20 protein-coding genes are annotated in these 23,757 nt (G+C 65.6%); 14 read left to right on the top strand and 6 right to left on the bottom strand.

All coding sequences use genetic code 11. The features are described 5' to 3' along the window. Both cydD and RI444_RS08085 read left to right on the top strand, forming a co-directional pair. Positions 1-3,438 (top strand): thiol reductant ABC exporter subunit CydD, encoded by a 3,438-nt coding sequence (gene cydD, locus RI444_RS08080; RefSeq protein ID WP_207604849.1) that lies wholly within the window; start codon positions 1-3, stop codon positions 3,436-3,438. Positions 3,439-3,447: 9 nt separating this feature from the next. After that, on the top strand, positions 3,448-4,488 hold the full coding sequence (locus RI444_RS08085) for a GNAT family N-acetyltransferase (protein ID WP_207604848.1): 1,041 nt from the start codon (positions 3,448-3,450) through the stop codon (positions 4,486-4,488). A gap of 4 nt (positions 4,489-4,492) precedes the next feature. On the opposite strand, the gene RI444_RS08090 is transcribed toward RI444_RS08085, so the two are convergent. Next, positions 4,493-5,011, bottom strand: coding sequence for a DinB family protein (locus RI444_RS08090; RefSeq protein WP_179014780.1), 519 nt, complete (start codon positions 5,009-5,011; stop codon positions 4,493-4,495). Positions 5,012-5,139: 128 nt separating this feature from the next. Between RI444_RS08090 and RI444_RS08095 the strand changes: the two genes are divergently transcribed. Further along, the gene (locus RI444_RS08095) at positions 5,140-5,523 is read left to right on the top strand and encodes a VOC family protein (RefSeq protein WP_021473116.1); all 384 of its coding nucleotides are present in this window, start codon (positions 5,140-5,142) and stop codon (positions 5,521-5,523) included. A 59-nt stretch (positions 5,524-5,582) separates the two neighbouring features. On the opposite strand, the gene RI444_RS08100 is transcribed toward RI444_RS08095, so the two are convergent. After that, positions 5,583-8,102 carry a DNA topoisomerase (ATP-hydrolyzing) subunit A gene (locus RI444_RS08100; protein ID WP_062096176.1) on the bottom strand — a complete coding sequence of 840 codons (2,520 nt, stop codon included), beginning with the start codon at positions 8,100-8,102 and terminating at the stop codon, positions 5,583-5,585. Positions 8,103-8,156: 54 nt separating this feature from the next. On the opposite strand from RI444_RS08100, the gene RI444_RS08105 reads away from it, so the two are divergent. The 4 genes from RI444_RS08105 to RI444_RS08120 all read left to right on the top strand — a co-directional run bounded on the left by RI444_RS08105 (position 8,157) and on the right by RI444_RS08120 (position 13,565). Beyond that, positions 8,157-10,844: a bifunctional GNAT family N-acetyltransferase/acetate--CoA ligase family protein gene (locus tag RI444_RS08105; RefSeq protein ID WP_207604847.1), complete on the top strand. Its 2,688-nt coding sequence runs from the start codon at positions 8,157-8,159 to the stop codon at positions 10,842-10,844. A gap of 90 nt (positions 10,845-10,934) precedes the next feature. Further along, positions 10,935-11,660, top strand: coding sequence for a DUF5998 family protein (locus RI444_RS08110; RefSeq protein ID WP_021473113.1), 726 nt, complete (start codon positions 10,935-10,937; stop codon positions 11,658-11,660). Beyond that, positions 11,657-12,868 carry an alkaline phosphatase family protein gene (locus tag RI444_RS08115; RefSeq protein ID WP_043427171.1) on the top strand — a complete coding sequence of 404 codons (1,212 nt, stop codon included), beginning with the start codon at positions 11,657-11,659 and terminating at the stop codon, positions 12,866-12,868. The genes RI444_RS08110 and RI444_RS08115 overlap by 4 nt, the downstream gene beginning before the upstream one ends. Beyond that, a complete protein-coding gene (locus RI444_RS08120; RefSeq protein WP_021473111.1) occupies positions 12,861-13,565 on the top strand; it encodes a thymidine kinase in 705 nt (234 codons plus the stop codon). Before RI444_RS08115 ends, RI444_RS08120 begins: the two co-directional genes overlap by 8 nt. 9 nt (positions 13,566-13,574) lie before the next feature. Here the strand turns inward: RI444_RS08120 and sepH are convergent, their stop codons facing one another. Next, positions 13,575-14,942 (bottom strand): septation protein SepH, encoded by a 1,368-nt coding sequence (gene sepH / locus RI444_RS08125; protein ID WP_207604846.1) that lies wholly within the window; start codon positions 14,940-14,942, stop codon positions 13,575-13,577. A 335-nt stretch (positions 14,943-15,277) separates the two neighbouring features. Between sepH and RI444_RS08130 the strand changes: the two genes are divergently transcribed. Then, positions 15,278-15,577 carry a DUF4193 domain-containing protein gene (locus RI444_RS08130; protein WP_021473108.1) on the top strand — a complete coding sequence of 100 codons (300 nt, stop codon included), beginning with the start codon at positions 15,278-15,280 and terminating at the stop codon, positions 15,575-15,577. On the opposite strand, the gene RI444_RS08135 is transcribed toward RI444_RS08130, so the two are convergent. Continuing rightward, positions 15,574-16,071 carry a DUF3093 domain-containing protein gene (locus tag RI444_RS08135; RefSeq protein ID WP_207605928.1) on the bottom strand — a complete coding sequence of 166 codons (498 nt, stop codon included), beginning with the start codon at positions 16,069-16,071 and terminating at the stop codon, positions 15,574-15,576. The genes RI444_RS08130 and RI444_RS08135 overlap by 4 nt on opposite strands. A 73-nt stretch (positions 16,072-16,144) precedes the next feature. Here RI444_RS08135 and dut point away from each other — a divergent pair, with 73 nt between their 5' ends. The 4 genes from dut (at position 16,145) to RI444_RS08155 (ending at position 18,702) form a co-directional block, all read left to right on the top strand. Further along, on the top strand, positions 16,145-16,681 hold the full coding sequence (gene dut, locus RI444_RS08140; protein ID WP_021473106.1) for a dUTP diphosphatase: 537 nt from the start codon (positions 16,145-16,147) through the stop codon (positions 16,679-16,681). A 125-nt stretch (positions 16,682-16,806) separates the two neighbouring features. Then, positions 16,807-17,529 (top strand): DUF3710 domain-containing protein, encoded by a 723-nt coding sequence (locus RI444_RS08145; RefSeq protein WP_207604845.1) that lies wholly within the window; start codon positions 16,807-16,809, stop codon positions 17,527-17,529. After that, positions 17,522-17,902: a hypothetical protein gene (locus RI444_RS08150; RefSeq protein WP_242703102.1), complete on the top strand. Its 381-nt coding sequence runs from the start codon at positions 17,522-17,524 to the stop codon at positions 17,900-17,902. Before RI444_RS08145 ends, RI444_RS08150 begins: the two co-directional genes overlap by 8 nt. Further along, positions 17,899-18,702, top strand: a complete 804-nt coding sequence (locus tag RI444_RS08155; protein ID WP_069695716.1) for a DUF3159 domain-containing protein — start codon at positions 17,899-17,901, stop codon at positions 18,700-18,702. Before RI444_RS08150 ends, RI444_RS08155 begins: the two co-directional genes overlap by 4 nt. Here the strand turns inward: RI444_RS08155 and RI444_RS08160 are convergent. Beyond that, positions 18,669-19,406: a potassium channel family protein gene (locus tag RI444_RS08160; RefSeq protein ID WP_021473102.1), complete on the bottom strand. Its 738-nt coding sequence runs from the start codon at positions 19,404-19,406 to the stop codon at positions 18,669-18,671. The two genes, RI444_RS08155 and RI444_RS08160, sit on opposite strands and share 34 nt — an antisense overlap. After that, a complete protein-coding gene (locus tag RI444_RS08165; RefSeq protein WP_021473101.1) occupies positions 19,406-20,077 on the bottom strand; it encodes a potassium channel family protein in 672 nt (223 codons plus the stop codon). Before RI444_RS08165 ends, RI444_RS08160 begins: the two co-directional genes overlap by 1 nt. A 137-nt stretch (positions 20,078-20,214) precedes the next feature. On the opposite strand from RI444_RS08165, the gene RI444_RS08170 reads away from it, so the two are divergent. Beyond that, positions 20,215-22,191, top strand: a complete 1,977-nt coding sequence (locus RI444_RS08170; RefSeq protein ID WP_069695715.1) for an APC family permease — start codon at positions 20,215-20,217, stop codon at positions 22,189-22,191. Beyond that, complete coding sequence (locus RI444_RS08175) at positions 22,188-23,552, top strand: class I SAM-dependent RNA methyltransferase (protein WP_207604844.1); 1,365 nt, start codon at positions 22,188-22,190, stop codon at positions 23,550-23,552. The genes RI444_RS08170 and RI444_RS08175 overlap by 4 nt, the downstream gene beginning before the upstream one ends. The last annotated feature ends 205 nt before the right edge of the window (positions 23,553-23,757 follow it).

A 23,757-nucleotide genomic window follows, 5' to 3' on the forward strand; every position in this document is an offset into this window, starting at 1 on the left:
ATGAAACCCGCTTTTCCCTCCGGCCAGGCAACCCGGTCAGCCCTGTATGGCATAGGACTGCTTGCTGCCCTCAAAGCCCTCGCGTTGGTCCTCATGGCCCAGGCTGTGGCCGGGATGCTGGCCGGCATCGCCGGCGGCGGTGCCGACTGGAGGAGTGGCCTGGCTCTGGGGGCGGCGGGCACGGTGCTCCGGTCGCTCGCCGTGTGGGGCCAAGGTATCGCCTCGCGCCGGGCGGCGCTGGGAGTCAAAGAGGAACTGCGGGCGCAGCTGATCGATCGGGCACTGTCCGACGGCGGGTCCACCACGGGCAGCCTCAACGACGGCGGCCTGGCCATCCTGGCGACCAGGGGACTGGACGCCTTGGACAACTACTACACGCAGTACCTGCCCGCCTTGGTGAACTGCGCAGCCATACCCCTGCTGGTGGGCACCAGGATCCTCTTCGCGGACTGGGTCAGCGCAGTGGTCATCGTCCTGACCGTCCCCCTGGTTCCGCTGTTCATGGTCCTCATCGGCCGGCACACCGAGGACCATGTCAAGGACGCCCAAAGCACGCTCCGCAGATTGTCCGGGCACATCCTCGAACTCGCCAAGGGACTGCCGGTCCTGGTTGGCCTGGGCCGGGCAAGCGAGCAACGCGCAGCACTGGAAGAAATCTCCGAACAGTACCGCAACCGGACCATGGTGACGCTGCGGACGGCGTTCCTCTCCGCGCTCGCCCTTGAACTCATCGCAACCATTTCCGTTGCCGTGGTAGCCGTCTTCATCGGCGTACGCCTGGTGGGCGGGGACATGGCCCTCGAAGCAGGCCTCCTTGCCCTGATCCTGGCCCCCGACTGCTACCTGCCCCTCCGGGAACTGGGAACAGCGCACCACGCCAGCGACGACGGCCGTGAGGCGTTGCAAACGACCACCGAAGTCCTGTCCGCGCCCCGGTCCACACGAATTTCCGATGCCCCCGCCCACAGCGCGGCACCCGGTGAGGTTGTGGTCAGAGACCTCTCCGTCCGTTTCGCGGGACGGAACGTTGCCGCCGTCGGGCCCTTGTCCTTCACCGCCCCTGCACGGATGGTGACCGCCCTGGACGGTCCCAGCGGTGCTGGAAAGAGCACCGTGCTGGGCGTGCTCGCGGGACTGGTGGGGGATGGGGCCACAGCCAGCGTGGAGGGCACAGTGGCCGGGGCAGGTCCCGACGACGTCGCCCTGGTGCCACAGCATCCGGTGATCGCCTGCGATTCCGTGCAGGAGGAAATCGAACTGTACCTGGGCGCGAGCGACGATGACGACGCCGTCGCCCGGATCCTCGAAGCAGTGGCCGCCGGCCATCTGGCGGCCAAGCATCCCGCCGAACTCAGCCCCGGTGAGTTGCGGCGCGTCGCGCTGGCGCGCGGACTGGCCCGGCTCCGGTCCGGCGCTTCCATCCTGCTGCTGGACGAGCCAACGGCCCACCTTGACCCCCTGACCGCTTCGGTGGTGCGCACCACCATAGAGTCCTTGCGCGGGTCAGCGACTGTGATCCTTGTTGCCCACGACGCAGCAACCAAGGCAGTTGCAGACACCACGGTGCATCTGGGGCCGTCCGGGCAAACCGGCGGTGAGCGTGGGACGGAGAACATCGGCGCCGCCGCACCTGCCGGTGGCTTGCCGGTTGCCCCGGCGGAGCTTCTGCGGCCGGCCATCGACGACGCCCCCGCCCGCCCGGCTCTCGGCGCGGGTGGTTCCGGACGATTCGCCGCAACCACAGCGCTCGCAGCCGTCCTGAGGCCGGTCGGCTGGAAGTTCACCGCCGCGGCCGCGGTGGGGGTCCTCGCCGCGCTCTTCGCCGTGGCCCTCTCCGGCCTCTCCGGTTGGCTGATCATCCGGGCCAGCCAACAGCCCCCCATCCTCCACCTGCTGGGCGCCATTGTGGGAGTGCGGTTCTTCGGCATCGGCAGGGCCGTCCTTCGCTATTGCGAACGTTTGCTGACCCACGACGCAATCTTCGCAGCCATGACGACCCTGCGGGGTTCTCTCTGGGGAACGCTGTCCCGCCGGGCACTTGCCCTCCGCCGCCTGCTGCAGGGAGGCAACGTACTGGGCGCCATCGTCGACGACGTCGACACGCTGCGGGACCTCCTGCCCCGCGTGGTCCTCCCGCCACTGACCGCAATCGGAGTCGGCGCGGCCGCCGTCATTGCAACCTCCATAGTGCTTCCGGGTGCGCTGCCGGCCACCATCCTTGCCGTGCTCTGCGGCCTGTTGGCAGCCCCGGCACTGTCCCTTCTGGCTGACAGGAACGCCGCAAAAGCCGAGCAGAGGCTGCGGTCACAAGTGCTTGGTGGCGTGGCCGCCGCCCTTGACGCCCGTGCCGACCTGACGGCCAACCGGGTAGCCGGACCGCTGCTCAAGGTTCTCCGCGACAAGGACCGGGCCGCCACCACAGCAGCGCAGCGATCCGCTTGGGCCGAGGGGCTGGGGCAGGCGGTCACCGTCCTTGGATGCTCCCTTGCCGCGCTGTGGACCGGCACCCTTGCCGCCGGAACAACAGTCCCGCCCGAACTTGTGGCAGTGATCGTCCTGATGCAGTTGGCGCTTGTTGAGCCCTACACCGGGGTGGTGACGGCTGTCCGGCAGGCCCCGGCACTTGCAGCCGTCCTTCAACGGGTCAGTGCCGCGGGGGCACTCGACGCCGCGGGAGGACTCGACAAGGAGCCGGAGGCCGGTACGGAACCGCGCCCAGTAGTAGGGAAAGCGCACGACGACGGCAGCGCGGTCGCGCCCGCCCTGCTTCCTCACGCCGGACTCCTGTTGGACGGCATTGCCGCCCGTTGGCCCGACGGGCCCACGGTCTTCTCCAACGTCTCGGCCGAGGCCAGGCCCGGACGGTGGCTTGCGGTCACCGGACCGTCGGGTTCGGGCAAATCCACGCTCCTGTCCGTGCTCCTCGGCTTCCTCCCTGTCACGGAAGGCACTGTCCGGTTGTCCGGGACCGTCGCATGGTGCCCCCAAGAGGCACATCTCTTCGACTCCACCATCCGCGGCAACCTCATGCTCGGCAGGCCCGCCGCCAACAAACCCGGCGAAGCGGAAATGTACAGGGCGCTGGCGGATGTTGGCCTGGATGCGCTCGTGGAGACCCTTCCCGGGAAACTCGATACGCGGATCGGGCCAGGTGGCGTGTTCCTCAGCGGCGGCGAACGGCAGCGGCTCGCCATGGCCCGGACACTCCTGACCGGTGCCAGGATCCTCCTGCTCGATGAGCCGACGGCCCACCTGGACGCCGGGTCCGCGGAAACCATGATGACTGCCCTGCGCCGGGGTTTGAAGGACATCACCGTGGTTCTGGTGACCCATAACCCGGCCGACATCGATCCGGCCGACGCCCGCCTTGACCTGCCGGATCGGCAGACCGTCAGTGAAAGCGCGGCGGAACTGGTGGGACACCCGACTGGTCAGTAGCCTGTTTCCATGCCCGAGGAGACCTTGCCCCAGACCGTCCCCAACCAACAGCTTGCCGCCGATGCCTTTCCGGACCCCGCCGCGACCGGGCTGCGCTGGGAGCCTGCTTCCGCCGCGCATCTGGAGACGTGGGCCGCGCTCATCGCCCGGACGGCCGCCGTCGAGCATCCCTCCTGGTTCGAAGAGCCCGGCGACCTGGTCCACATCCTGGAGTCCACCACCAACGAGGCCAGGATCCATACCTTGATCGGCCTCGACACCGAGGGCGTGGCAAGGGCATATGGCCGCATCACCAAAAACCCGGAAGGTGACAAGGCAGCCGGTATGGGCTGCGTTGACCCGGAGTGGCAGCGCCGCGGAATCGGCACGGCCGTGATCGCCTGGCAGGAGGCGCAAACGCGGAAACGCTTTGACCGGGACAAGGCTGCCGGGCACGCCACTGGCCGCCCCCGGCTGCGGATCCGGACTGAGGAACAGCACAGCCATCAGGCGCGGCTCCTGGAGAGCCTGGGATACGGCACCGTCCGCTGGTTCAATGAGATGCACAGACCCCTGTCGCACCCCCTGCCCGACGTCCCCGTGCCCCCGGGCTTCGAGTTCAAGGTACTGGAACCGGCCCTCTTTGAGTCCGTCCGCCTGGCCCACAACGAGGCATTCCAGGACCACTGGGGGAGTGAGCCACGGGACAAGGAGTCGTGGCATTTCACCATGCACGAGCCCACGGCACGGCATGACTGGAGCGGAGTGATCCTGGACGCCGCCACGGGCGAGGTGGCAGCCTACCAGTTGGCCAGTTACGACCCCGACGCCGCAAAGGACCGCGGCTTCAAGGAGGGGTACACGGAACTCCTGGGCGTGCGGCGTGCCTACCGCGGCAAGGGCCTGGCCCAGGCCTTGTTGGCTGAAGCCATGCGCCGCTTCACCGAGGCGGGAATGGACGTAGCCTCCCTGGACGTCGACTCCGCCAATCCGACGGGCGCGCTCGCCTTGTACACAGGGATGGGCTATGCCCCGGTGAACCGCAGCATGACGTGGGAAAAGCAGTTGTAGGTTCCTAGCCGTCCACGTCGTGAAGGTGATGGACGACGTCGTGCAGGAAGTATTGGGAGAACGTCAGCACCGTGAACACGGAACCGTTGCTCCGGGTTCCGGTTCGTTGCCATTCGTCCTGGGTGACCCGGGCGAATGCCTCCGCCGCCTGTTCCCCTTCCGAAACGAGTTCATCCGAAACCTGCGCGGGGTCGGCTGAGGCGTAGTCGCCGTCGAGGGCCGCTTGATCCTGGTCCCAATTGTCGAACGCCGCGCCATCCTGGTTGAGCATGAGGTCAAGGCGATGGCTAAAGAGGCTGAAAACGTCCCGCACATGGCAGGCGTATTCCACCGGGGACCAGGTGTGATCGTCGGGACGGACCATGGCGTCGCCGCGCCGGAGGACGGCACGCCAGCGGGGGAGCATGTTCAGGAGGCTCCCCGGGACGGTGGCAGGGGTGACCGTGGAGGGATCGAAGCCGCACTCGCGGCAGGGCTTTGACGTTACCCAGGTCCAGTCTTTTTCATCCGGAATGATCGGCATGCCGACAGTCTATTCGGCTTCCCCGCTCCGGGTGTTTCAGTGCGGAAAATTTCAAGGCCATGGCCGATTGCTTCGTGTGGCCGCAGGAGTAGAGTTCGTTCCGGGGGGAGAGCCGGAAAGAGAAAACCATGCTCAAGGATCAACAAGTTGCTGCCGTTCTCCCGGCACAGGATCTGAACCGGGCCCGCGCGTTCTACAGCGAGAAACTCGGTCTTGACCCCGACAACCCGGAGGCGGAGGACAACCTTCAGTACACGTGCGGCGGCGGAACCGGCTTCCTTGTTTATCAAACACCGAACGCCGGAACGGCCAAGAACACGCAAATAGGCTGGATGGTCAGCGACGTGGCGGCCACAGTGGCCGAGTTGCGTGATAAAGGAGTGGTCTTCGAAGACTACGATTTCCCGGGACTGAAAACGGAAAACGGCATAGCCACCATGCCCGACGGCAGCGCCGCGGCCTGGTTCCTGGACAGCGAGGGGAACATCCTTAGCATCAACCAAACCGGCTAGCCGGAAATGACTGTGGGGCCGGCGATGTGCCGGCCCCACAGTCATGCATCCTTCGGGCCCTAGTGGGCGGCGTCCCCTGATTCAGCCCCGGCCATGCTCGGCCCGATTGCTTCCACCGGCTGGGACAGCGGAACTCCCGAACCGTCCCGGCGTCCGTGCTCCACCGGCAAGGCCCTGGCTACGCCTGCCGCCGAGGAAGCCTTCGCCGGACCATGCCCGGCCCACGCAAGCAGCAGGGTGTCCTCGCCCTTGAGGAACCGGTGCGCGCGGACGCCACCAGTGGCCCGGCCCTTCACCGGGTATTCCTCAAAAGCCGTCACCTTGGCGGTCCCCGGCGCGGTTCCCGGCAGGGCGCCGTTGGTGCCGGCAATGGTCACCACGACGGCGGCAGGATCGCCGGCGCGGACCGCGCCGAAGTGGATGACCTCGTCCCCGGCGGCAAGCTTGATGCCTGCCATGCCACCGGCAGTCCTGCCCTGCGGCCGGACGTTGGCGGCACTGAAGCGCAGGAGCTGGGCCTGCTTGGTGATGAAGACGAGGTCGGTGTCGTCCTCCGGCGCGGGCTCGACGGCGAGGACGGCATCTTTGTCCTTGAGGGAAATGATGTCCCAGTCTTCCCGGTTCAACGGGTAATCGGGCTGGACGCGCTTGACCACGCCTTGCACCGTGCCGATGGCCAGGACCGCATCCAGCGGGACGAACGCCACGAGCGTCTCGCCCTTGAGCAGGGTAATGAATTCCTTGGCCGGTACGCCCCCGGCGAGGTTGGGCAGCCCGTTGACAGGCGGCAGGACGGGCATGTCCATTACCTGGAGGCGCAGCATGCGGCCAAGGGACGTGACGGCACCGATTTCACCGCGGGCGGTGGTCTTGACCACTGAGCGGAACACATCGTGCTTGGTGCGCGGACCAGCCTCGGCCAGGGGTTCCTGGTTGGAGGTCCGGGCGATCTGTCCGGAGACACTGAGCAGCGCCCAGCAGGGATCATCCGGAATCTCCAGGGGCAGTGCTGCTGCCTTGCCCTTGGGGCCGGGCGCAGCCATCGACGCCGCGACCGTAGGGGAGACCGCCTCGGATTCCAGGAGCACAGTCCTGCGGGGTGTCCCGTACTTCTCGGCAACGTCGGCCAGCTCTCCCGAGACGAGCTCACGCAAGAGCTGGTCTGAACCAAGAATGGCTTCCAGTGCCTCGATTTCCCGGCGCAGCTCCTCCTGTTCCTTTTCGAGCTCGATCCGTGAGTACTTGGTCAGCTGCCGCAGGCGCAGTTCAAGGATGTAGTTGGCTTGGATTTCCGTGAGGTCGTAAATGGACATCAAACGGTCCCGCGCGGCCGCGGCTTCGTCCGAAGAACGGATGACCTGGATGACTTCGTCGATGTCCACGATCGCAATGAGCAAGCCCTCCACCAAGTGGAGGCGGTCCTTTTTCTTGCCGAGCCGGAAACTGGTCCGGCGCCGCACGACGTCCAGTCGATGGTCCACGTAGACCTGGAGGAGCTGCACCAACCCCAGCGTCTGGGGCTGTCCATCCACGAGGGTGACGTTGTTGATGCCGAACGAGTCTTCCATGGGCGAGTAGCGGTAGAGCTGCTGCAGCACGGCGTTGGGGTTGAAGCCGTTCTTCAACTCGATGACCAGGCGGAGCCCGTGGTTACGGTCGGTCAGGTCCACCACGTCACTGATGCCGGTCAGCTTCTTGGCATTGACGGCATCCTTGATCCGCTCGATCACCTTCTCCGGGCCCACCATGTAGGGGAGCTCCGTCACCACCAGGCCCGTGCGGCGGGCCGTGAGTTGCTCCACTTCCACCTTGGCCCGCGTCTTGAAGGAACCGCGGCCGGTGGCGTACGCATCACGGATGCCGTCCAGGCCAACAATGCGGCCGCCTGTGGGAAGGTCCGGGCCGGGAATGAACCGCATGATGTCATCGAGGGTGGCATCGGGATTGGCAATCAGGTGGCGGGCAGCCGCGATCACTTCCACCAGGTTGTGCGGGGCCATGTTGGTGGCCATGCCCACCGCAATGCCCGTGGTGCCGTTCACCAGCAGGTTGGGGAAGGCCGCCGGAAGAACTTCCGGCTGCGTCAGCTGGTTGTCGTAGTTGGGAACGAAATCCACCACGTTCTCGTCGAGGTGGTCGGTCATGGTCAGGGCCGCAGCCGCGAGCCGGGCTTCCGTGTAGCGGGGAGCCGCCGGGCCGTCGTCGAGCGAGCCAAAGTTGCCGTGGCCGTCGATCAGGGGGAGCCGGAGCGAGAAGTCCTGCGCCATGCGCACCATGGCGTCGTAGATGGCCGCGTCGCCGTGCGGGTGCAGCTTGCCCATGACTTCACCCACCACGCGTGCGCTCTTGACGTGGCCGCGGTCGGGGCGGAGGCCCATGTCGGCCATCATGTAGAGGATGCGCCGCTGTACGGGCTTGAGTCCGTCGCGGGCGTCGGGAAGGGCCCGCGAGTAGATGACCGAGTAGGCGTACTCCAGGAAGGAGCCCTCCATCTCGGAAGTGACGTCAATGTCGACGATCGTCTCGGTGAAATCGCCGAGCGGCTCGCCTTTGCGTGCGGAAGTTTGGCTGCGGGCCATGGGGCAGGTGGATCCTTAAACGTGTACTGCGGATGTTTTAGCTAGGCTAAGCCTATGGTGGATCAGCCCGGGGCCGGCATTTATCCGGAATATTGGGAGGCCGATGTCGTCCTGCGCGACGGCGGAACCGCCCACCTTCGTCCGATTCGACCCGAGGACGCGGATGCACTGCAGGCATTCCACGCCGGCCAGTCGCAGGCCTCCATCTATATGAGGTTCTTCTCCTTCAAGCCCAAGCTGTCCGGCAAGGAAGTCCGGCGGTTCACCGAAGTCGACCACGTCAATCGTGTGGCATTCGTCATCACCATCGGCGGAGAAATCATGGGCGTGGGCCGCTACGACCGGCTCGATGATCCCGCTGAAGCGGAGGTGGCCTTCAATATCTCGGATAAGCACCAAGGCCGGGGAATTGGATCCATCCTCCTGGAGCACCTTGCCGTGGCTGCGCGGGAGAACGGCATCCGGCGGTTCACGGCCGAGGTCCTCCCGGAAAACCGGAAGATGCTCATGGTCTTCGCCGACGCCGGGTACGACCTCACGCGGCAGTTCGACGATGGCGTGGTCAGCGTCGAATTCAACATCGATCCGACCGAAAAATCCCGGGCCGTCATGGAGTCCCGTGAGCACCGCGCGGAGGCGCGCAGCGTACGCGACTTGCTGGCGCCGTCGTCGGTGGCCGTCATCGGTGCCAGCCGCAAGTGGGGAACAGTCGGCTACCAACTGCTGGAGCACATCATCGAGGGCGGCTTCAAGGGCCCGGTTTATGCGGTGAACCCGGAAGCATTCGAACTGGCGGGCATGCTGTCATTCGGCAAGCTGTCCGAGATTCCCGATCCGGTGCAGCTGGCCATCATCGCCGTGCCCTACGAGGAAGTGCCCGCAGTGGTGGCGGACTGCGCTGCCGCCGGCGTCAAAGGGCTCGTCGTGGCCACGGCAGGCTTCGCCGACGACGGCGAACGGGGCCTCGCGCGGCAACACGAGCTGGTCCGGCAGGCCAGGGCGAACGGCATGCGCGTGGTCGGCCCGGAATCCCTCGGAATGCTCAACACGAACCCGGATGTTTCCCTCAACGCGTCCATGGCGCCGTCCATGCCGCCAAGGGGCGGGTTGGGCCTGTTCACGCAGTCGGCCGCAGTCGGGGTGGCCGTGTACGCGGCGGCGAGCCGCAGGCGGCTCGGAATATCCTCCTTCCTTTCCGCGGGGAACCGCGCCGACGTCTCCGGCAATGACGCCATGCAGTACTGGGAAGACGATCCCGATACCTCCGCCGTCGGCTTGTACCTCGAGTCAATCGGCAATCCGCGCAAGTTTTCCCGGCTGGCCCGTCGGTTGTCCCGCAGCAAGCCGGTGATCGTCGCCAAGTCGGACGTCACCGGACTCCGCCTCCCGCCGGGTCATGAGGTGCGTACTACGCAGGCGCCCTCGGCCGCGTTGGATGCCATGATGCGCCAGGCAGGCGTCATCCGGGTGGACACGATCGAACAGTTGATGGACATTGCCCAAGTGGTCTCCACGCAGCCCCTTCCCAACGGTCCCGGAGTGGCGGTCTTTTCCAATTCGGTCGCCTTGGCCACCGTGGTGGCCGATACCGCCGTTCCGGCCGGACTGGACATTGTCCGGACGGTGACGGACGTGGATCTCGACGCCGGAATGTCCGTTGCGCTGCCGGCTTTCCGGGAGCGGGTGCGGGAGGTCCTGGCGGACGACCACGTCAATGCGCTGGTGGCCGCGCTGCTGCCTGCGCGGGGATTGACGGTGGAAGCATTGGCCGGTGTCCTGGCGGAGTGCGCCGAAGAGGCAGGCAAGCCTGTGGTCGCGGCGTTCTCCGGAATCCTTGACGCCTCCATCCATGTGGAAGGCTTGGTGGGCGGGCCCGGCAAGCCCCGGCTCCCTTGCTACTCCAATTCGGGCTCGGCTGTGGCAGCGCTGGCAGCCATCGTCGAATATGCCCAGTGGGTGGGCAGGGACCATGGCCTGTTCGCCGAGCCCGAAGGGTGCGATGCCGATGGGACCCAGGAAACACTGGCCGCGATGCTGTCAGGGGTCACAGGCGAAAAGCTGAGGAAGCTCGACGCCGGTGCTGCCGCAACGTTGCTTTCCGGCTACGGCATCAACGTTGTGCCCACGTTCGGGTTTGGCACGCCGGAGGAGGCCGTGGCAGCAGCCGAATCGATCGGCTGGCCCGTGGTCCTCAAGACGACCGATCCGGCGCTAAGGCACAGGCTGGACCTCGGCGGCGTCCGGTTGGACATTCAGGACGCTGCCTCGCTCCGCCAGAACATCGACCAGATGCACCGGGCTTTGAAGCCCTACGGATCGCCGTCCCTGGAACTACAGGCCATGGCGCCGGTCGGCCAGGCGTGCACCTTCCGGGCCATGGAAGATCCCTTGCTTGGTCCGGTGCTGTCTTTCGGATTGGCCGGTGATGCGGTGAACCTCCTGGAAGACTGGGCCCACCGGGTGCCCCCGTTGTCCGCCGCCGACCTCCATGACATCATCCGGTCCCCGCGGGCCTCCCGGAAACTCTTCGGCTACCAAGGCCTGCCGCCCGTGGACGTGGGCGCGCTGGAAGACATCGCCGCCCGCCTGGCCAAGCTGAAGGACGACCATCCCGGGATCGCGTTGGTTGAGCTCAACCCGGTACTTGCAGGCCCAACAGGTGCCACCATCCTCGGTGCCGATGTGTGGATCGCCAACGCGGCCCAACGCACTGACAGTGCCCGCCGGGCGATGCGGGGCTGACTGCTGCTTGATGCGCGGGTAGACGCGCGGGCCCAGGGGGGGTGGGGACAACGGTTAGGAAGTCCTTAGGCGATCTGTGAAAATAAGGGAATGAGCACCCAGTCCCCGACGCCTCAGTCCCGTCCGTCCAACACCGGCCACCATTCCGGGCATAACCACAGCTCACAGGGACAAAGCCTGGACCAGGCGCTGCAGCAGGCGGGCTTCTACCCCCGCCTTGTGGCCGACGTCGTGAACGACGCCCTGGATGGCAGGGACTGCCTGTCACACCTGGTGCACCTGGAAACCCATTTCGACCGTGCCGAGGTCAGGCGCCACATCACCGTTCTGGTGCTCACCGAGGACATGCTGGTCATCACCCATGTGGACGACCAGCAGCTGGACGAAGCCGGTGAGCAGATTGTTGCGCAGATTTCCACGGAGTCCGTGCCCGTGGCGCAAATCCGGTCCGTGGTGCTGAGCTACATCTACGCCCAGCCGCAGGACTACAAACCGTCGGACCCCGTGCGGGAACTGACCGTGTCCATCGCCTGGTCCGGCGGACAGCGATTGGACATGGGGCCGGCCAGTTGCGGTGATCCGCAGTGCGAAGCGGACCACGGCTACACGGGCACCATCGCCCAGGAGGACATTGTCTTGCGCATCAGTGCAGAGGCCGACGGGCTCCAGGCAGTCCAGGACGCGAAAGTTTTCGCGAGGGCTTTGCGCGCTGTCAATACAGGCCAGCAAACACCGGTTCCGCACGCCGGCATCCCCGCTCCGCGGCCACGCTCAGGTGTCTTCAGCAACCGGCTTAGCCGCGGGCACCAGCGTTGAGCGTGGCTGCCCAACCCGATCCCCTTGCGGCGCCCGATCTTCCCTCACCGCCCCTTTTCGGCAGTAAATCCATAGCGGAAGTCTTCACCAGCGCGGCGGCAAGCCTGGGCCTACCGGGGTTCAGCAACCACCTCAAGCTTCCCGCGGCGGACCGTGTTTGCGTGGTCCTGGCGGACGGCTTGGGCCGCGGGCTCCTGAAACAGAAGGCTTCACACACGCCCTTCCTCCGCTCAGTCGTGGCGGCCGGCCAAGGGAGCGTCCCAACCTGGATTGACGCGGCCTTTCCCAGCACCACGGCAGCATCGCTCGCCAGCCTGGGCACAGGCAGGCCGGCCGGCCACCACGGCATGGTGGGGTACGACGTCCTGGACCCGGCACAGGACAAGGTTGTCAATTTGCTGGGCAACTGGGATGCCCTGGTTGATCCCGCTGTTTGGCAGCCGCACCGCACGGTCTTTGAGCAAGTGGCCAACGAGGTCGACGTCGTTACCGTGAGCCTGCCCCAGTTTGGCAATTCACCCATGACCCAGGCCGCTTTGCGGGGCAGCCGCTTCGTCGGCGGGACCACCTTGCATGCACGCACCGCATCCGCAGGCGAGGCGATGGCCGGCAGCCCCCGGTCCCTGATGTACTTCTACGTCAATGAACTGGACAAGGCAGGCCACCGCTACGGCTGCCAGTCCGCACGGTGGGAGCATCAGCTCGAAGAACTCGACGCCACCGTGAAGCGGCTGTCGGCGTCCCTGCCGGCCGGTACCACCATTGTGGTCACGGGAGACCACGGGATGCTTGATGTCCCGGAGTCGCAGCGCCTGGACTATTCGGCAGAGCCCGCGCTGGTGGCAGGTGTCCGGCACACAGCCGGCGAACCCCGCATGGTCCATCTGTACCTCGAACCGGACGCCGGGAACACCGTAAAGGAAGAGCTCATCGCTGCTTGGCGGAAGCGCTTCGGGGAGCGCGTATGGGTCTTCACCCGCGAGCAGGCCATAGCGGCCGGGCTTTTCGGCGAGGTCCAGGCCCAGGTTGCTCCCCGGATCGGTGATGTCATGATCGCGGCCCGGGACACCCTCGCTCTTTACGATGCCCGGCGCGTGCGCCCTGCCGCCATGGAAGTCGTGGGCCAGCATGGTTCCCTGACCAAAGCCGAAAGGGAAGTCCCGTTCCTTTGCTTTACGGCGACGGGCAGAAAAGGCGCCCGTGGCTGAGCTGGTTTTCTTCTCCGGAACGATGGACTGCGGAAAATCCACGCTCGCCCTGCAAATGGATTACAACCACCGGGCCAGGGGCAGGGGAGGGGTGAGGTTCAGCTGCAATGACCGCGCCGGTGACTCCACCATCTCCAGCAGGCTCGGCCTGCAGACGGATGCCGTTGAAGTGCACGGCAGCACAGACTTCTGGGACGAGGTAGTAATCCGCAGAACCAGCGGGCTCCGCGTCGACTACCTCATCTGTGATGAAGCCCAGTTCTATGCCCCCGCGCAAGTGGAGCAATTGGCGCGCCTCGTGGACGAGATGGACGTGGACGTCTTCGCGTTCGGCATCACCGCCGATTTCCGGACCAAGCTGTTTCCCGGGTCCCAGCGGCTGATCGAGCTTGCCGACAGGGTCCAGGTCCTGCAGGTAGAGGCTCTCTGCTGGTGCGGCCGCCGTGCTACCCAGAACGCCAGGACAGTCAACGGCATCATGGTGGTGGAAGGCGAACAGGTGATGGTAGGTGACGTCGCTTCCAGCGGGAGCGACGTGGAACCCGCTGGCCTGGTGGGGTACGAGACCCTGTGCCGGCGGCACTACATGCGGAGGGTTACGGCCCATGGTGCCAACCTCATGGCCGGCTCGGACCAGACGTTGCCGTTCGACGTCGACGCGTGCCTGTGGCCCGGCGCGGGCGACATACGGGCTTAGTCGCCACGCTTAGTCGCCGCGGGCACCAAACACGATCTCGTCCCAGCTGGGGATGCTGGAGCGCTTGGGGCGTGAAGGCTGCCGTTCCACGGGTGCGTCGCCGCCTTTTGCTCCAGGGCGTTCCTTCGCCTCGGTGTCCTGGTGCTCTGTTGCCGTGTGCACGCGTGAGGTCCGGCTTTCCGCAGAGGCCGATCCACCCAACAGCTCATCCAGGCCGGGGCGCTTCACCGTAGCAGCAGGCTTGACACTGTCCTTGGCTTCCTCTTCAGGGTGCGGCTCGCTTGGGGCCTTGCGACCCTCCAAAGGGGCCACAGGACGAAGGGGGCCGGCAACCACGGTGATTTCGCGGGTTTCCGTACTGACGCCGTCGTGCAGCCGGAGGGAATCGTCGGCGTCGTCCGCGTCCGAATGCCGCGGCGCAAGGCTGAGCCTGCTCAACATTGACTGGCGGCTGTCCTTGCGCGCAGGGGGAGACTCGGCAGGGATTTCGACGGCGGGGTCCTGGCCGGTTTCCTCGGCTGACCCGTCGTCCTCGGGCCTCGGGTGGGCCGCTGGCACGTTGCTGAGCAACACGGCCAGGGCGTCGTCCGCGTCCTCGTCCACGCCCAGGCGTTGCCCCCGGCGGGAGCGCAACATTTCCAGGAGGTTGTCCGAATCCTTGGCCGCGGCGCGGCCGGCAGCCTGGGCATCGGCTTCGAAGTCGAACGGACGGTCCGAAACCGCCGTCAGGCGACGGGCCGGGACGGGGCCATCAAGGGGCTCGAGTTCGCTGAGCTGCTGCGCCCACCGGTTGGCGTTCTGCAGTGCCTTCCGTTGCGGACTGAAAGTCCACATGGCCGGCGGTTCCTCCCCGATGCTTCCGGCCGCGGCCGGTACGGCCTCGAAACGCGCGACGACGGTCCACGAACCGTCTGCCCGGCGCCAGGAATCCCATTCAACGGTGGAGGGGTCTATGCCGTGTGCCGACAGCCGGTGCCCGACCATCTCTTCAAGGGTGGCGGGGTTGTCCCCGAATGCAGTGCGGTAAGCGTCGTGGCCGGGTACCGGGGAAGCCACTTCAACCTTGCGGGCTTGCTGGGCCACGTAGTCACGCTCAGCGAGGACAGGGCCTTCGTACCGCTGGACGTTGGCCAGGGGGAGGCCGGAAAGTTCGGCGACCTCTGCTGCAGTGGCGCCGCTGCGGATCCGGGCCTGGATGTCCCGGGGCGACATGGCCACGGGAGTGATCGATGCCCGCGCGGCAACCTGGGCAGGGGTCCGGCTCGCCGCGGCACGCAAGGCCTCGTCGATCGGAAGCTGGAACATCGCACCGCCGGGTCCGCTAAGGAGCAGATGCCCGCCGTCGTCGTGGACGCCTACCAGCCGTAGATCCTGCATAACACCCTCCACCACATGGCATAACTGACATTCGAAACTCTGCCACCCAAGCAGGCCTTTTCCCGTTAGGAGAAAGGGCGTGCCGTGATATTGGCGCTCAAAGCGGTGATATTGGCGGCCCATCGAGTCGATCTTGGCGGCGAAGTGCGCCGTTTTTTCCGGGTGCTCGGACCGGTTGCGGACCCTATGGACAAAGCCTGCCGGGAGGAGGAAAATCTGGCCGATAATCGGGCACAAAAACGCGGTGCCCGGCGTTACATGTGAACATCCGGGCGTGCCGCCCAGCGAACTGCCCGGCCCAAAACCACTGCCTGTATTAAGGACGAAGAAGGACCATGGCCACGGACTACGATGCCCCTCGGAAGACCGAGGAAGACGTCAGCGAGGACTCCATCGAGGAGCTCAAGACGCGTCAGCCGGGAAAACAATCCTCGGCGGTGGATGTCGACGAGACTGAACTGGCCGAGGGCTTCGAACTCCCCGGAGCGGACCTTTCCGGCGAAGAACTGCTCATCCAGGTGATGCCGCCGCAGGCGGACGAATTCACGTGCTTCAACTGCTTCTTGGTGAAGCACCGTTCACAGATTGCTGCGGAGCGCAACGGGCACCTCTACTGCACGGAGTGCGAGGGCTAAGGGCGCTGTTCCCGGGTTTCGGTCAGGGCCCCGGTTTCGGTCAGGGCAGCCACCAGTTGTTCCGGTCTGCGTGACGACGTGAGCCAATAGGGGGTCCGGTCGGCCGGATCGGTGATCTGGATCTTCACCACGGGATCGATCCAGCCCCGGAAGCACATAAAGGCGAGTCCGTTCAGGCGCGGGCCGCGCTCGGCGGTGGCTTCGGCGCCCCGAAAGGATTCAACGGTCCCGACGAACTTGCGCTCGATGCTGGCCCGCCCGACGCGCAGGTTGGTGCCGGAGACGGTGATAGTGGGTGTCGACAGGATCAGCAGCGTGGCGATGATCGTGAGCAGGACCAGTGCGGCGATGATGCCGGCGGCAGCGCTGATGGGGGAGAACATCAGGATTCCCGCACCCGAAAGCCCCACGGAGATGACCCAGATCCATGGCGAGGGCCAGAGTTTTTCCTTGAAGAGGAACTCCGGCGCCGAAGAAGCGTTCCGGGCAGGCATGGAGGCGGACTGGTCAGGCGTAGGCATGCACCCAGCTTATCCGTCGGCGTGGACCCACGTAGAATGGACGACTGTGAGCAACGAGACCGCAGTATTCAGCACAGACGCCGGCGCAAGCGGGGCGGGAACCGACAACCATGGGACCTATGGAGCTCCTACGCTCGAGGTCCGGTTGAAGATGCTTGACGAGGGACTCGAAGCACCGTCCTACGCCCACCCCGGTGATGCCGGCGCCGACCTCCGCGCCCGTGAAGACGTTTATCTTGCACCGGGGGAACGGAAGCTGGTTCCCACTGGCGTTTCCATTGCCCTGCCCAACGGTTTCGTGGCGCTGATCCACCCCCGTTCCGGATTGGCCACCAAGCACGGCCTGACCGTTGTCAACGCCCCCGGCACCGTGGACGCAGGCTACCGTGGCGAAATCGCCGTGACGCTCCTGAACACGGACCTGCACAAGGCCATCGAACTGAAGCGCGGCGATAGAATTGCCCAAATGGTGATCCAGCGCGTTGAGTACGCGCGCTTCGTGGCCGTCGACGAACTGAGCGGGTCGGCACGGGGTGCCGGTGGCTTCGGTTCCACCGGAGGCTTCGCCACGCCCGTCGCCTGATCCGGGGCAGGCGACCCGCCAAGGCATACATTTCACGCGTGAAAGAGCAGCCCCTCCGGCATTGCCGTACTTTGACGCGGTTGCGGTTTACTGGGGGATAGACCACTACTAAGGAGACAACCCACATGGTTTTTGGGCGCAAGAAGTCCAAGGCTGACCAGCCTGAATCCGCAGACTCCGAGCTGGAAAGCACCGGGGGCTCCGCAGCGGGAGAACCCGGCAAGGGCGACCTCCGCCAGAGCAAGGGCCCGTGGGACATCGACGAAGTGGAGGACCGCGACGGCTACGTCGACCTGGGCGCCCTCCTGATCGCTCCCACCGAAGGCCTGCAGTTGCGGCTCGAGGTGGAGGAAGCCACGCAGCGCGTGGTGGCAGTCACCATGGACCTGGGCGGTTCGAGCCTCCAGCTCCAGGCATTTGCCGCGCCACGCTCCGAGGGCCTCTGGGAGGAGATCCGGGAGCAGATCAGCCAGTCCGTGGCCAGCCAGGGCGGTGAATCGGAAGAGATCGAAGGCGCTTTCGGAATCGAACTGGTCGCCAAGCTTCCCGCCGAAGCCGCCGATGGCAGCCGCGGGTACCGTGCTGCCCGCTTCATGGGAGTGGACGGCCCGCGCTGGTTCCTTCGGGGCGTTCTTGGCGGAGCTGCGGCCCTGGAGCGCGAGGCTGCTGCCCCGCTGGAGGATCTCTTCCGCCAAGTGGTGGTGGTCCGCGGTGGAAACCCGATGCCGCCAAGGGAACTGCTCCAGTTGCGCCTGCCCAAGGATGCCGCGGCCCAACCGCCGGCGCCCCAGGGTGGACCCGGGGTCCAGCGTCCGGAACGGGGCCCGGAGATCACCCAGATTGGCTGAATCACCAGGGCTGCCCCCCCGGGGAGGCCGCTCCGGGCCTTCCGGTCAGGGCATTAAGGACTTGCCGGTCCGCGGCAGGGCCACCTGTACGGGTTTTATTGAGTCCGTCACCCATCAGCCGCCCAGCGAGCAACCGTTCTTCTCCGCAATCGTGGTTGATGCGTTGGAGCATGGCTCATTGTTGGCGGGCAGGGGCGGCAGTTCCCGGAAGTCCTACCAGCGGCTGCGCGTCGTGTGGTTGGGCCGCACCCGGGTGCCCGGCATCGAAGCCGGGGTCCAGCTGCGTTTGAACGGCATGGTGGCCCCGGTCGGCGGGCTTCCCACCATGTTCAACCCCCGGTACGAAATACTTTCCCGTCAGGAGAACCCATGACCGTGGCCAACGGATCCGATCCTAAAGACGGCAACCCGCCACAGCCGCCCTCCGAAGGCACTTCGGCCGGCCCGGCTGCCGATCACCGGCGGGTTGCCCCTGAACCCGGAACCGCAAATCCTACTGTGGCGGACCTTGCAGCGGGCTACGCCCAAAAAGCGGGCCTGCACCGCAACAGCGCCGGCCATGTTGACATGCTGAAGTCGGCCGGCGGAATCCAGGGAATTGCCGAAAGTATCCTGCCCGGCCTGGTCTTCCTGGTGGCTTTTACCATTACCCGGGACCTGACCCTCTCCTTGGTCGGCGCCCTGGCTGCTGCCGCCGTCTTCACGGTGGTGCGGTTGGTACAAAAGCGGCCGTTGACCCAAGCGCTGGCCGGCGTGGTCGGCGTCGGTATTTCCGCGTGGCTGGCCAACAGCACCGGCAAGGCCGAAGACTTCTATGTCCTGGGTTTCCTGACCAATGCCGCTTACATAGCGGGCATGGTCCTGTCCATCATCCTCAAATGGCCCCTCGCCGGGCTGCTGTTCGGCTTTGTCCGGAACGAAGGGCTGGACTGGCGCAAGGACCCCGAACGCCTGCGGGTCTATCAGCTGGGCACATGGATTGTGGTGGCCGTCCTGGCACTGCGCCTTGTAGTGCAGGTTCCGCTGTACCTCATGGGTGAGGAAGGGCTGACCGCGCTTGCCACCACGAGGCTCCTCATGGGCGCGCCGCTGTACATTTTGGGACTGTGGGTTGCCTGGCTGGTCACCAAGCCTGCGCCTCAGCCGTCGAAGCCGTCATCCTCCACGGACTGATCCGGGACCGGAACTGCTCCCTCGCGATGGCCGCTGCCGTCCGTTGATCCCGGGGAGAGCAGCGCGCGCAGCCCGTCTTCAGCCGCGATCGTGGTGACGAAGAAGAGCTCGTCGCCGCCGTCCAGGACGTCGTCGCGGCTCGGCGTGATGGGGGCTTGATCGCGGAGGATGGCCACCAACGTGGCGTCTTCCGGCCACTCGATGTCTCCCACCGTGCTGCCGATGATGTGCGAGTCGTGCGGCACGGTGAACTCGACGATCGACGCCACGCCCGTCTGCAGCGTCAGGAGCCGGACGATGTCCCCGATCTCGACGGCCTCTTCAACCAGCGCAGTCATCAATTGCGGAGTATTGACTGCGACGTCCACGCCCCAGGAGTCGTTGAACATCCAGTCGTTCTTGGGATTGTTGACCCGGCCGACGGTTCGTCCCACGCCGAATTCGGTCTTGGCGAGCAGGGAAACCACCAGGTTCACCTTGTCGTCGCCGGTGGCGGAAACCACGACGTCGGCGTCCTCCAGTTTGGCGTCCTGCAGGGTGCTGAGTTCGCAGGCATCGCCCACCAGCCATCGGGCACCGCGGAGTCCGCTGCGGCCGATGACCTCGGGTTTCAGGTCGATGAGGAGTATTTGGTGGTTGTGGGCCAGGAGTTCGCGCGCAATGGAGGATCCAACGCTGCCGGCGCCGACGATGACAACTTTCACTACGACTCCTTGGCAGGTGCTTTGGCGAGGACACGGCTGATCTCGGTTGTCCTGTCAACGCTGATCATCGCGTGGACGGTGTCACCCTCCTGGTAGGACGTTCCGGGCCCGGGAAGGAGGCCTTCCCCGAACCGGGTGAGAAACGCGATCCGGATGCCGGCTGCAGCCTCAATGGCGGCGAGGTTCTGGCCTATCCAACCGTCGTGGAGGTCCACTTCGGCCAGCACCAGCCGGCCGGACGGTTCCCGGTAGTCACCGGCAAGGTGTTGCTCGGGGAGGATGCGGCGCAGGACCTGGTCCGCGCTCCACCGCACCGCCGCCACGGTGGGGATGCCAAGGCGCTGGTAGATTTCCGCGCGGCCGGGGTCGTAGATGCGGGCCACAACGTGCGCGACGTGGAACGTTTCCCGTGCCACGCGGGTGGCCAGGATGTTGGAGTTATCGCCGCTGGAAACGGCCGCGAATGCGTAGGCCTCTTCAACGCCGGCTTGCTTGAGGGTATCGCGGTCGAAGCCGACGCCCGTTACTTTGCGGCCGGTAAAAGTGTTGCGGAGGCGGCGGAAGGCCCGCTCGTCCTGGTCAATGATGGCCACCGAGTGGCCGGAGTCTTCCAAGGTGTGTGCCAAGGTTGCGCCAACACGGCCACAACCCATGATCACGAAGTGCGCCACCGTGTCTCCTTTTTGATGTATCCGAACCGCTCCGTATGACTTTACCGGTGCGAACGTCGCGTTGACGTTACCGCAGTCATGACACCGCCGGGGTTTGCCGTCATGACATCGCCGGGGATTCAGAGTAGCTTTGCGGAGTGCTGACAATACTGAATGCGGCCAAGCGGGTATTGGTGGGTCGGCCGGTCCGGAATGACCGCTTGTCCCACACCTTGCTGCCCAAACGCATTGCGCTGCCGGTCTTCGCCTCGGATGCGCTTTCTTCCGTGGCCTACGCGCCGGATGAGATCCTTCTGACCCTCGCCCTGGCCGGGGTCAGTGCCGTTGCCTTTTCGCCGCTGGTGGGACTCGCCGTCATGGTGGTCTTGCTCACGGTGGTTGCTTCCTACCGGCAGAACGTCCACGCCTACCCGTCCGGTGGCGGCGACTACGAAATCGCCAATGTCAACCTGGGCAAGTATGCGGGACTCACCGTGGCGTCGGCACTGTTGGTGGACTACGTCCTCACGGTTGCCGTGTCCATGTCATCGGCGGCCACGTACCTGACCACTGCCATCCCTTCACTGCACGGCCAGCAGGCCCTCATTGCGAGTGTCGGCGTCGTGGTCCTTGCCTTGGTGAACCTGCGCGGCGTCAAGGAGGCCGGCAGCGTCTTTGCCGTGCCGACCTACATCTTCATGGCCTCCATCCTGGGCATGACGGTGGTTGGCATCTTCCAGGCGCTGACCGGGCAGCTGGGTGAGGCTCCCTCAGCCAACTTCACGATTGTTCCGCAGCCCGGATTCGACGAAGGACTGGTGGGCCTCGCCGGCGCCTTCCTGCTCCTGCGTGCGTTCTCCTCCGGTGCGGCTGCGCTGACCGGCGTCGAGGCCATCAGCAACGGCGTGCCCAACTTCCAGAAGCCGAAGAGCAAGAACGCAGCCACGACGCTGCTGTTGCTGGGGGCCATCGCAGCAGCCATGCTGGCCGGCATCCTCTATTTGGCCAATGCCACCAAGGTGCACATCGTCCTGGACCCTGCAACCGAGTTCCTGGTGGACGGCAAGCCCCTCCCTGAGGGATACATCCAGAACCCTGCCATCAGCCAGATCGCAGACACGATCTTCGGTGCAGGGTCGATTCCTTTCTACATTGTGGTTGCAGCCACCGGCATCATCCTGGTGTTTGCCTCCAATACCGCCTTCAACGGCTTTCCGGTCCTCGGTTCGATCCTCGCCCAGGACGGCTACCTCCCCAGGCAGCTCCGCACGCGCGGCGACAGGTTGGCGTTCAGCAACGGCGTCCTGGCTTTGGCCGCGGGCGCGTTGGTGCTGATCCTGTCGTTCGATGCCGATGTCACCAAGCTCATCCAGTTGTACATCGTGGGCGTGTTCATCTCGTTCACGGCGAGCCAGCTGGGCATGGTGCGGCACTGGGGCCGCGAGTTGAAACTCGTCCGGGACAAAGCCCTCCGGCGGAGGATGATCAAATCACGCACCATCAACATGGTGGGCTTCGGCATGACTGCGCTGGTGCTGGTGATCGTGTTGATCACCAAGTTCGAACAGGGCGCGTGGATCGCCCTCCTGGCCATGTTCATCCTGTTCCTGATCATGTGGAGCATCCGGGCCCACTATGACAACGTCGCCAAGGAACTGGCCGTCGACGAAGACTCTTCGCCCCGCGCACTGCCCACACGGGTGCACGCAGTCCTGCTGGTCTCCCATGTCCGTAAACCGGTGCTTCGTGCGCTTGCCTATGCCCGTGCATCCCGTCCTTCCCGCCTGGACGCCATCACGGTGGACATCAACGCAGAAGAGACTGAGCATACGGTCCGGGATTGGGAGAAGCTGGAAATTCCCGTACCCTTGACTGTCCTCGCCAGTCCCTACCGCGAGACGGTAACGCCCATCATGGAATACATCAAGAACATGCGGAAAGACTCTCCGCGGGACCTGATCGTGGTGTACATCCCCGAATACGTGGTGGGCAAATGGTGGGAACAGCTGGTCCATAACCAAACCGCACTGAGAATCAAGACGCGGCTCCACTTCGAACCCGGTGTCATGGTCGCCAGCGTTCCGTGGCAGCTGAAGTCCTCCGAAGAAGCAAAGGCACTGCAGGATACCCAATGACCCCCAAGGAAACTTCCACCCGGTCCCACGAAGCGCGCAGCCAGGGCGCTCCAGGCACAGAACTGGTGGTGGACATCGGTCCTATTGCCCACGGGGGCCACTTCGTGGCACGGCATGAAGGGCGGGTCATCTTCGTCCGCCACGGAATACCCGGCGAAAAGGCACGTATCCGGCTTACCGACTCCGGTGCGGAATCGCGCTTCTGGCGTGCCGACGTCGTCGACGTCCTGGAACCTTCACCCGACCGCGTGCCGCACATCTGGAAGAGCGCCGATTCACCCTCCGCCTGGCGGCGCGGTGGCCCGCCCGTGGGCGGCGCTGAGCTCGGGCACATTGCCTTGGAGCGGCAACGCTCACTTAAGTCCGAGGTTCTCGCCGAACAGTTGAAACGGTTGGCGGGAGTGGAACTGTCCGCGCCTGTCGAGGCTGTGGGAAACGACGACGACGGCGGCCTCGGCTGGCGTACGCGTGCCGCCTTTGCGGTCACGGACAACGGGCGGCTGGGTATGCACGCCCACCGTTCGGACGTTGTGGTTCCGGTGCGGGAGATGCCGCTTGCCCACCCCGCCATCAACCAGCTGCGGCTATGGGACGTGGACCTGACCGGGATCGAGCGCGTGGAAGTCGCCGCGCCTGCCAACGGTTCGAGGCCCCTGGTGCTCTTGGCGCCCCGCGAAGGGACAAGCCCCAAGCGCCTGCACTCCATAGCGTCCGCCTTGCCGGAAGACGTGTCGGTTGCCGGCTTCGAACCCAACGGACAGGTGGTCCGGCTCCGCGGCAGGACCTGGGTGCAGGAATCGGCGGCGGGCCACGAATACCGGGTGACGGGGGAGGGGTTCTGGCAAATCCACAAGGATGCACCCGCCACGTTGGTCAAGGCGGTCACCGACTACCTCTCGGGCGGAGGCTACCTCCAGCCCGGTGCCGTCGTCGCGGATCTCTATGCCGGTGCCGGGCTGTTCACGGCACCCCTGGCTGATGCCGTGGGAATTACCGGTTCGGTGCTTTCGGTCGAGGGTTCGCCGGGATCGAGCCGCGATGCGAAGAAGAACCTCCATGGCCAAAGCCACGTGGAAATCGTACAGGGGCGCGTCGAGCGCGTACTCCACCAACGGCCAAGGAACTTTGATGCCCTCATCCTGGACCCACCCCGGGCAGGGGCCGGCAAGGCCGTGGCTCGGCAGCTCATGGAGAGCGGCCCCCGCGCAATTGCCTATGTGTCATGCGATCCGGCATCGTTTGCGCGTGATTTGGGTTACTTCCAGCGGGGTGGCTGGCAGCTGGCGGAACTGCGGGCGTTCGACCTGTACCCGCACACCCATCACATGGAAACCGTGGGCTTGCTTATCCCCGGAGCATAGGTCCGGGGCAACAGGCCCGCGCAGTAGTGGGGCAATAGTGATTCGAGCCACTACGATTGCCTTTAAGTAGTCCCGCTCCGTTCAGTGCCGCGGTTGGATCCCGGCCCTCGGGCCGGGGTGATCAAGAGCACGTGCCGCGGGACCAAGTTAGGGCTGCCTAACTGGCCTGCGGCCAACCACGCGACAAAGATGAAACTGTTGCGAG

Origin of the sequence: Paenarthrobacter sp. AT5, assembly GCF_032764245.1 — a bacterium.
Classification (GTDB): domain Bacteria; phylum Actinomycetota; class Actinomycetes; order Actinomycetales; family Micrococcaceae; genus Arthrobacter; species Arthrobacter ureafaciens.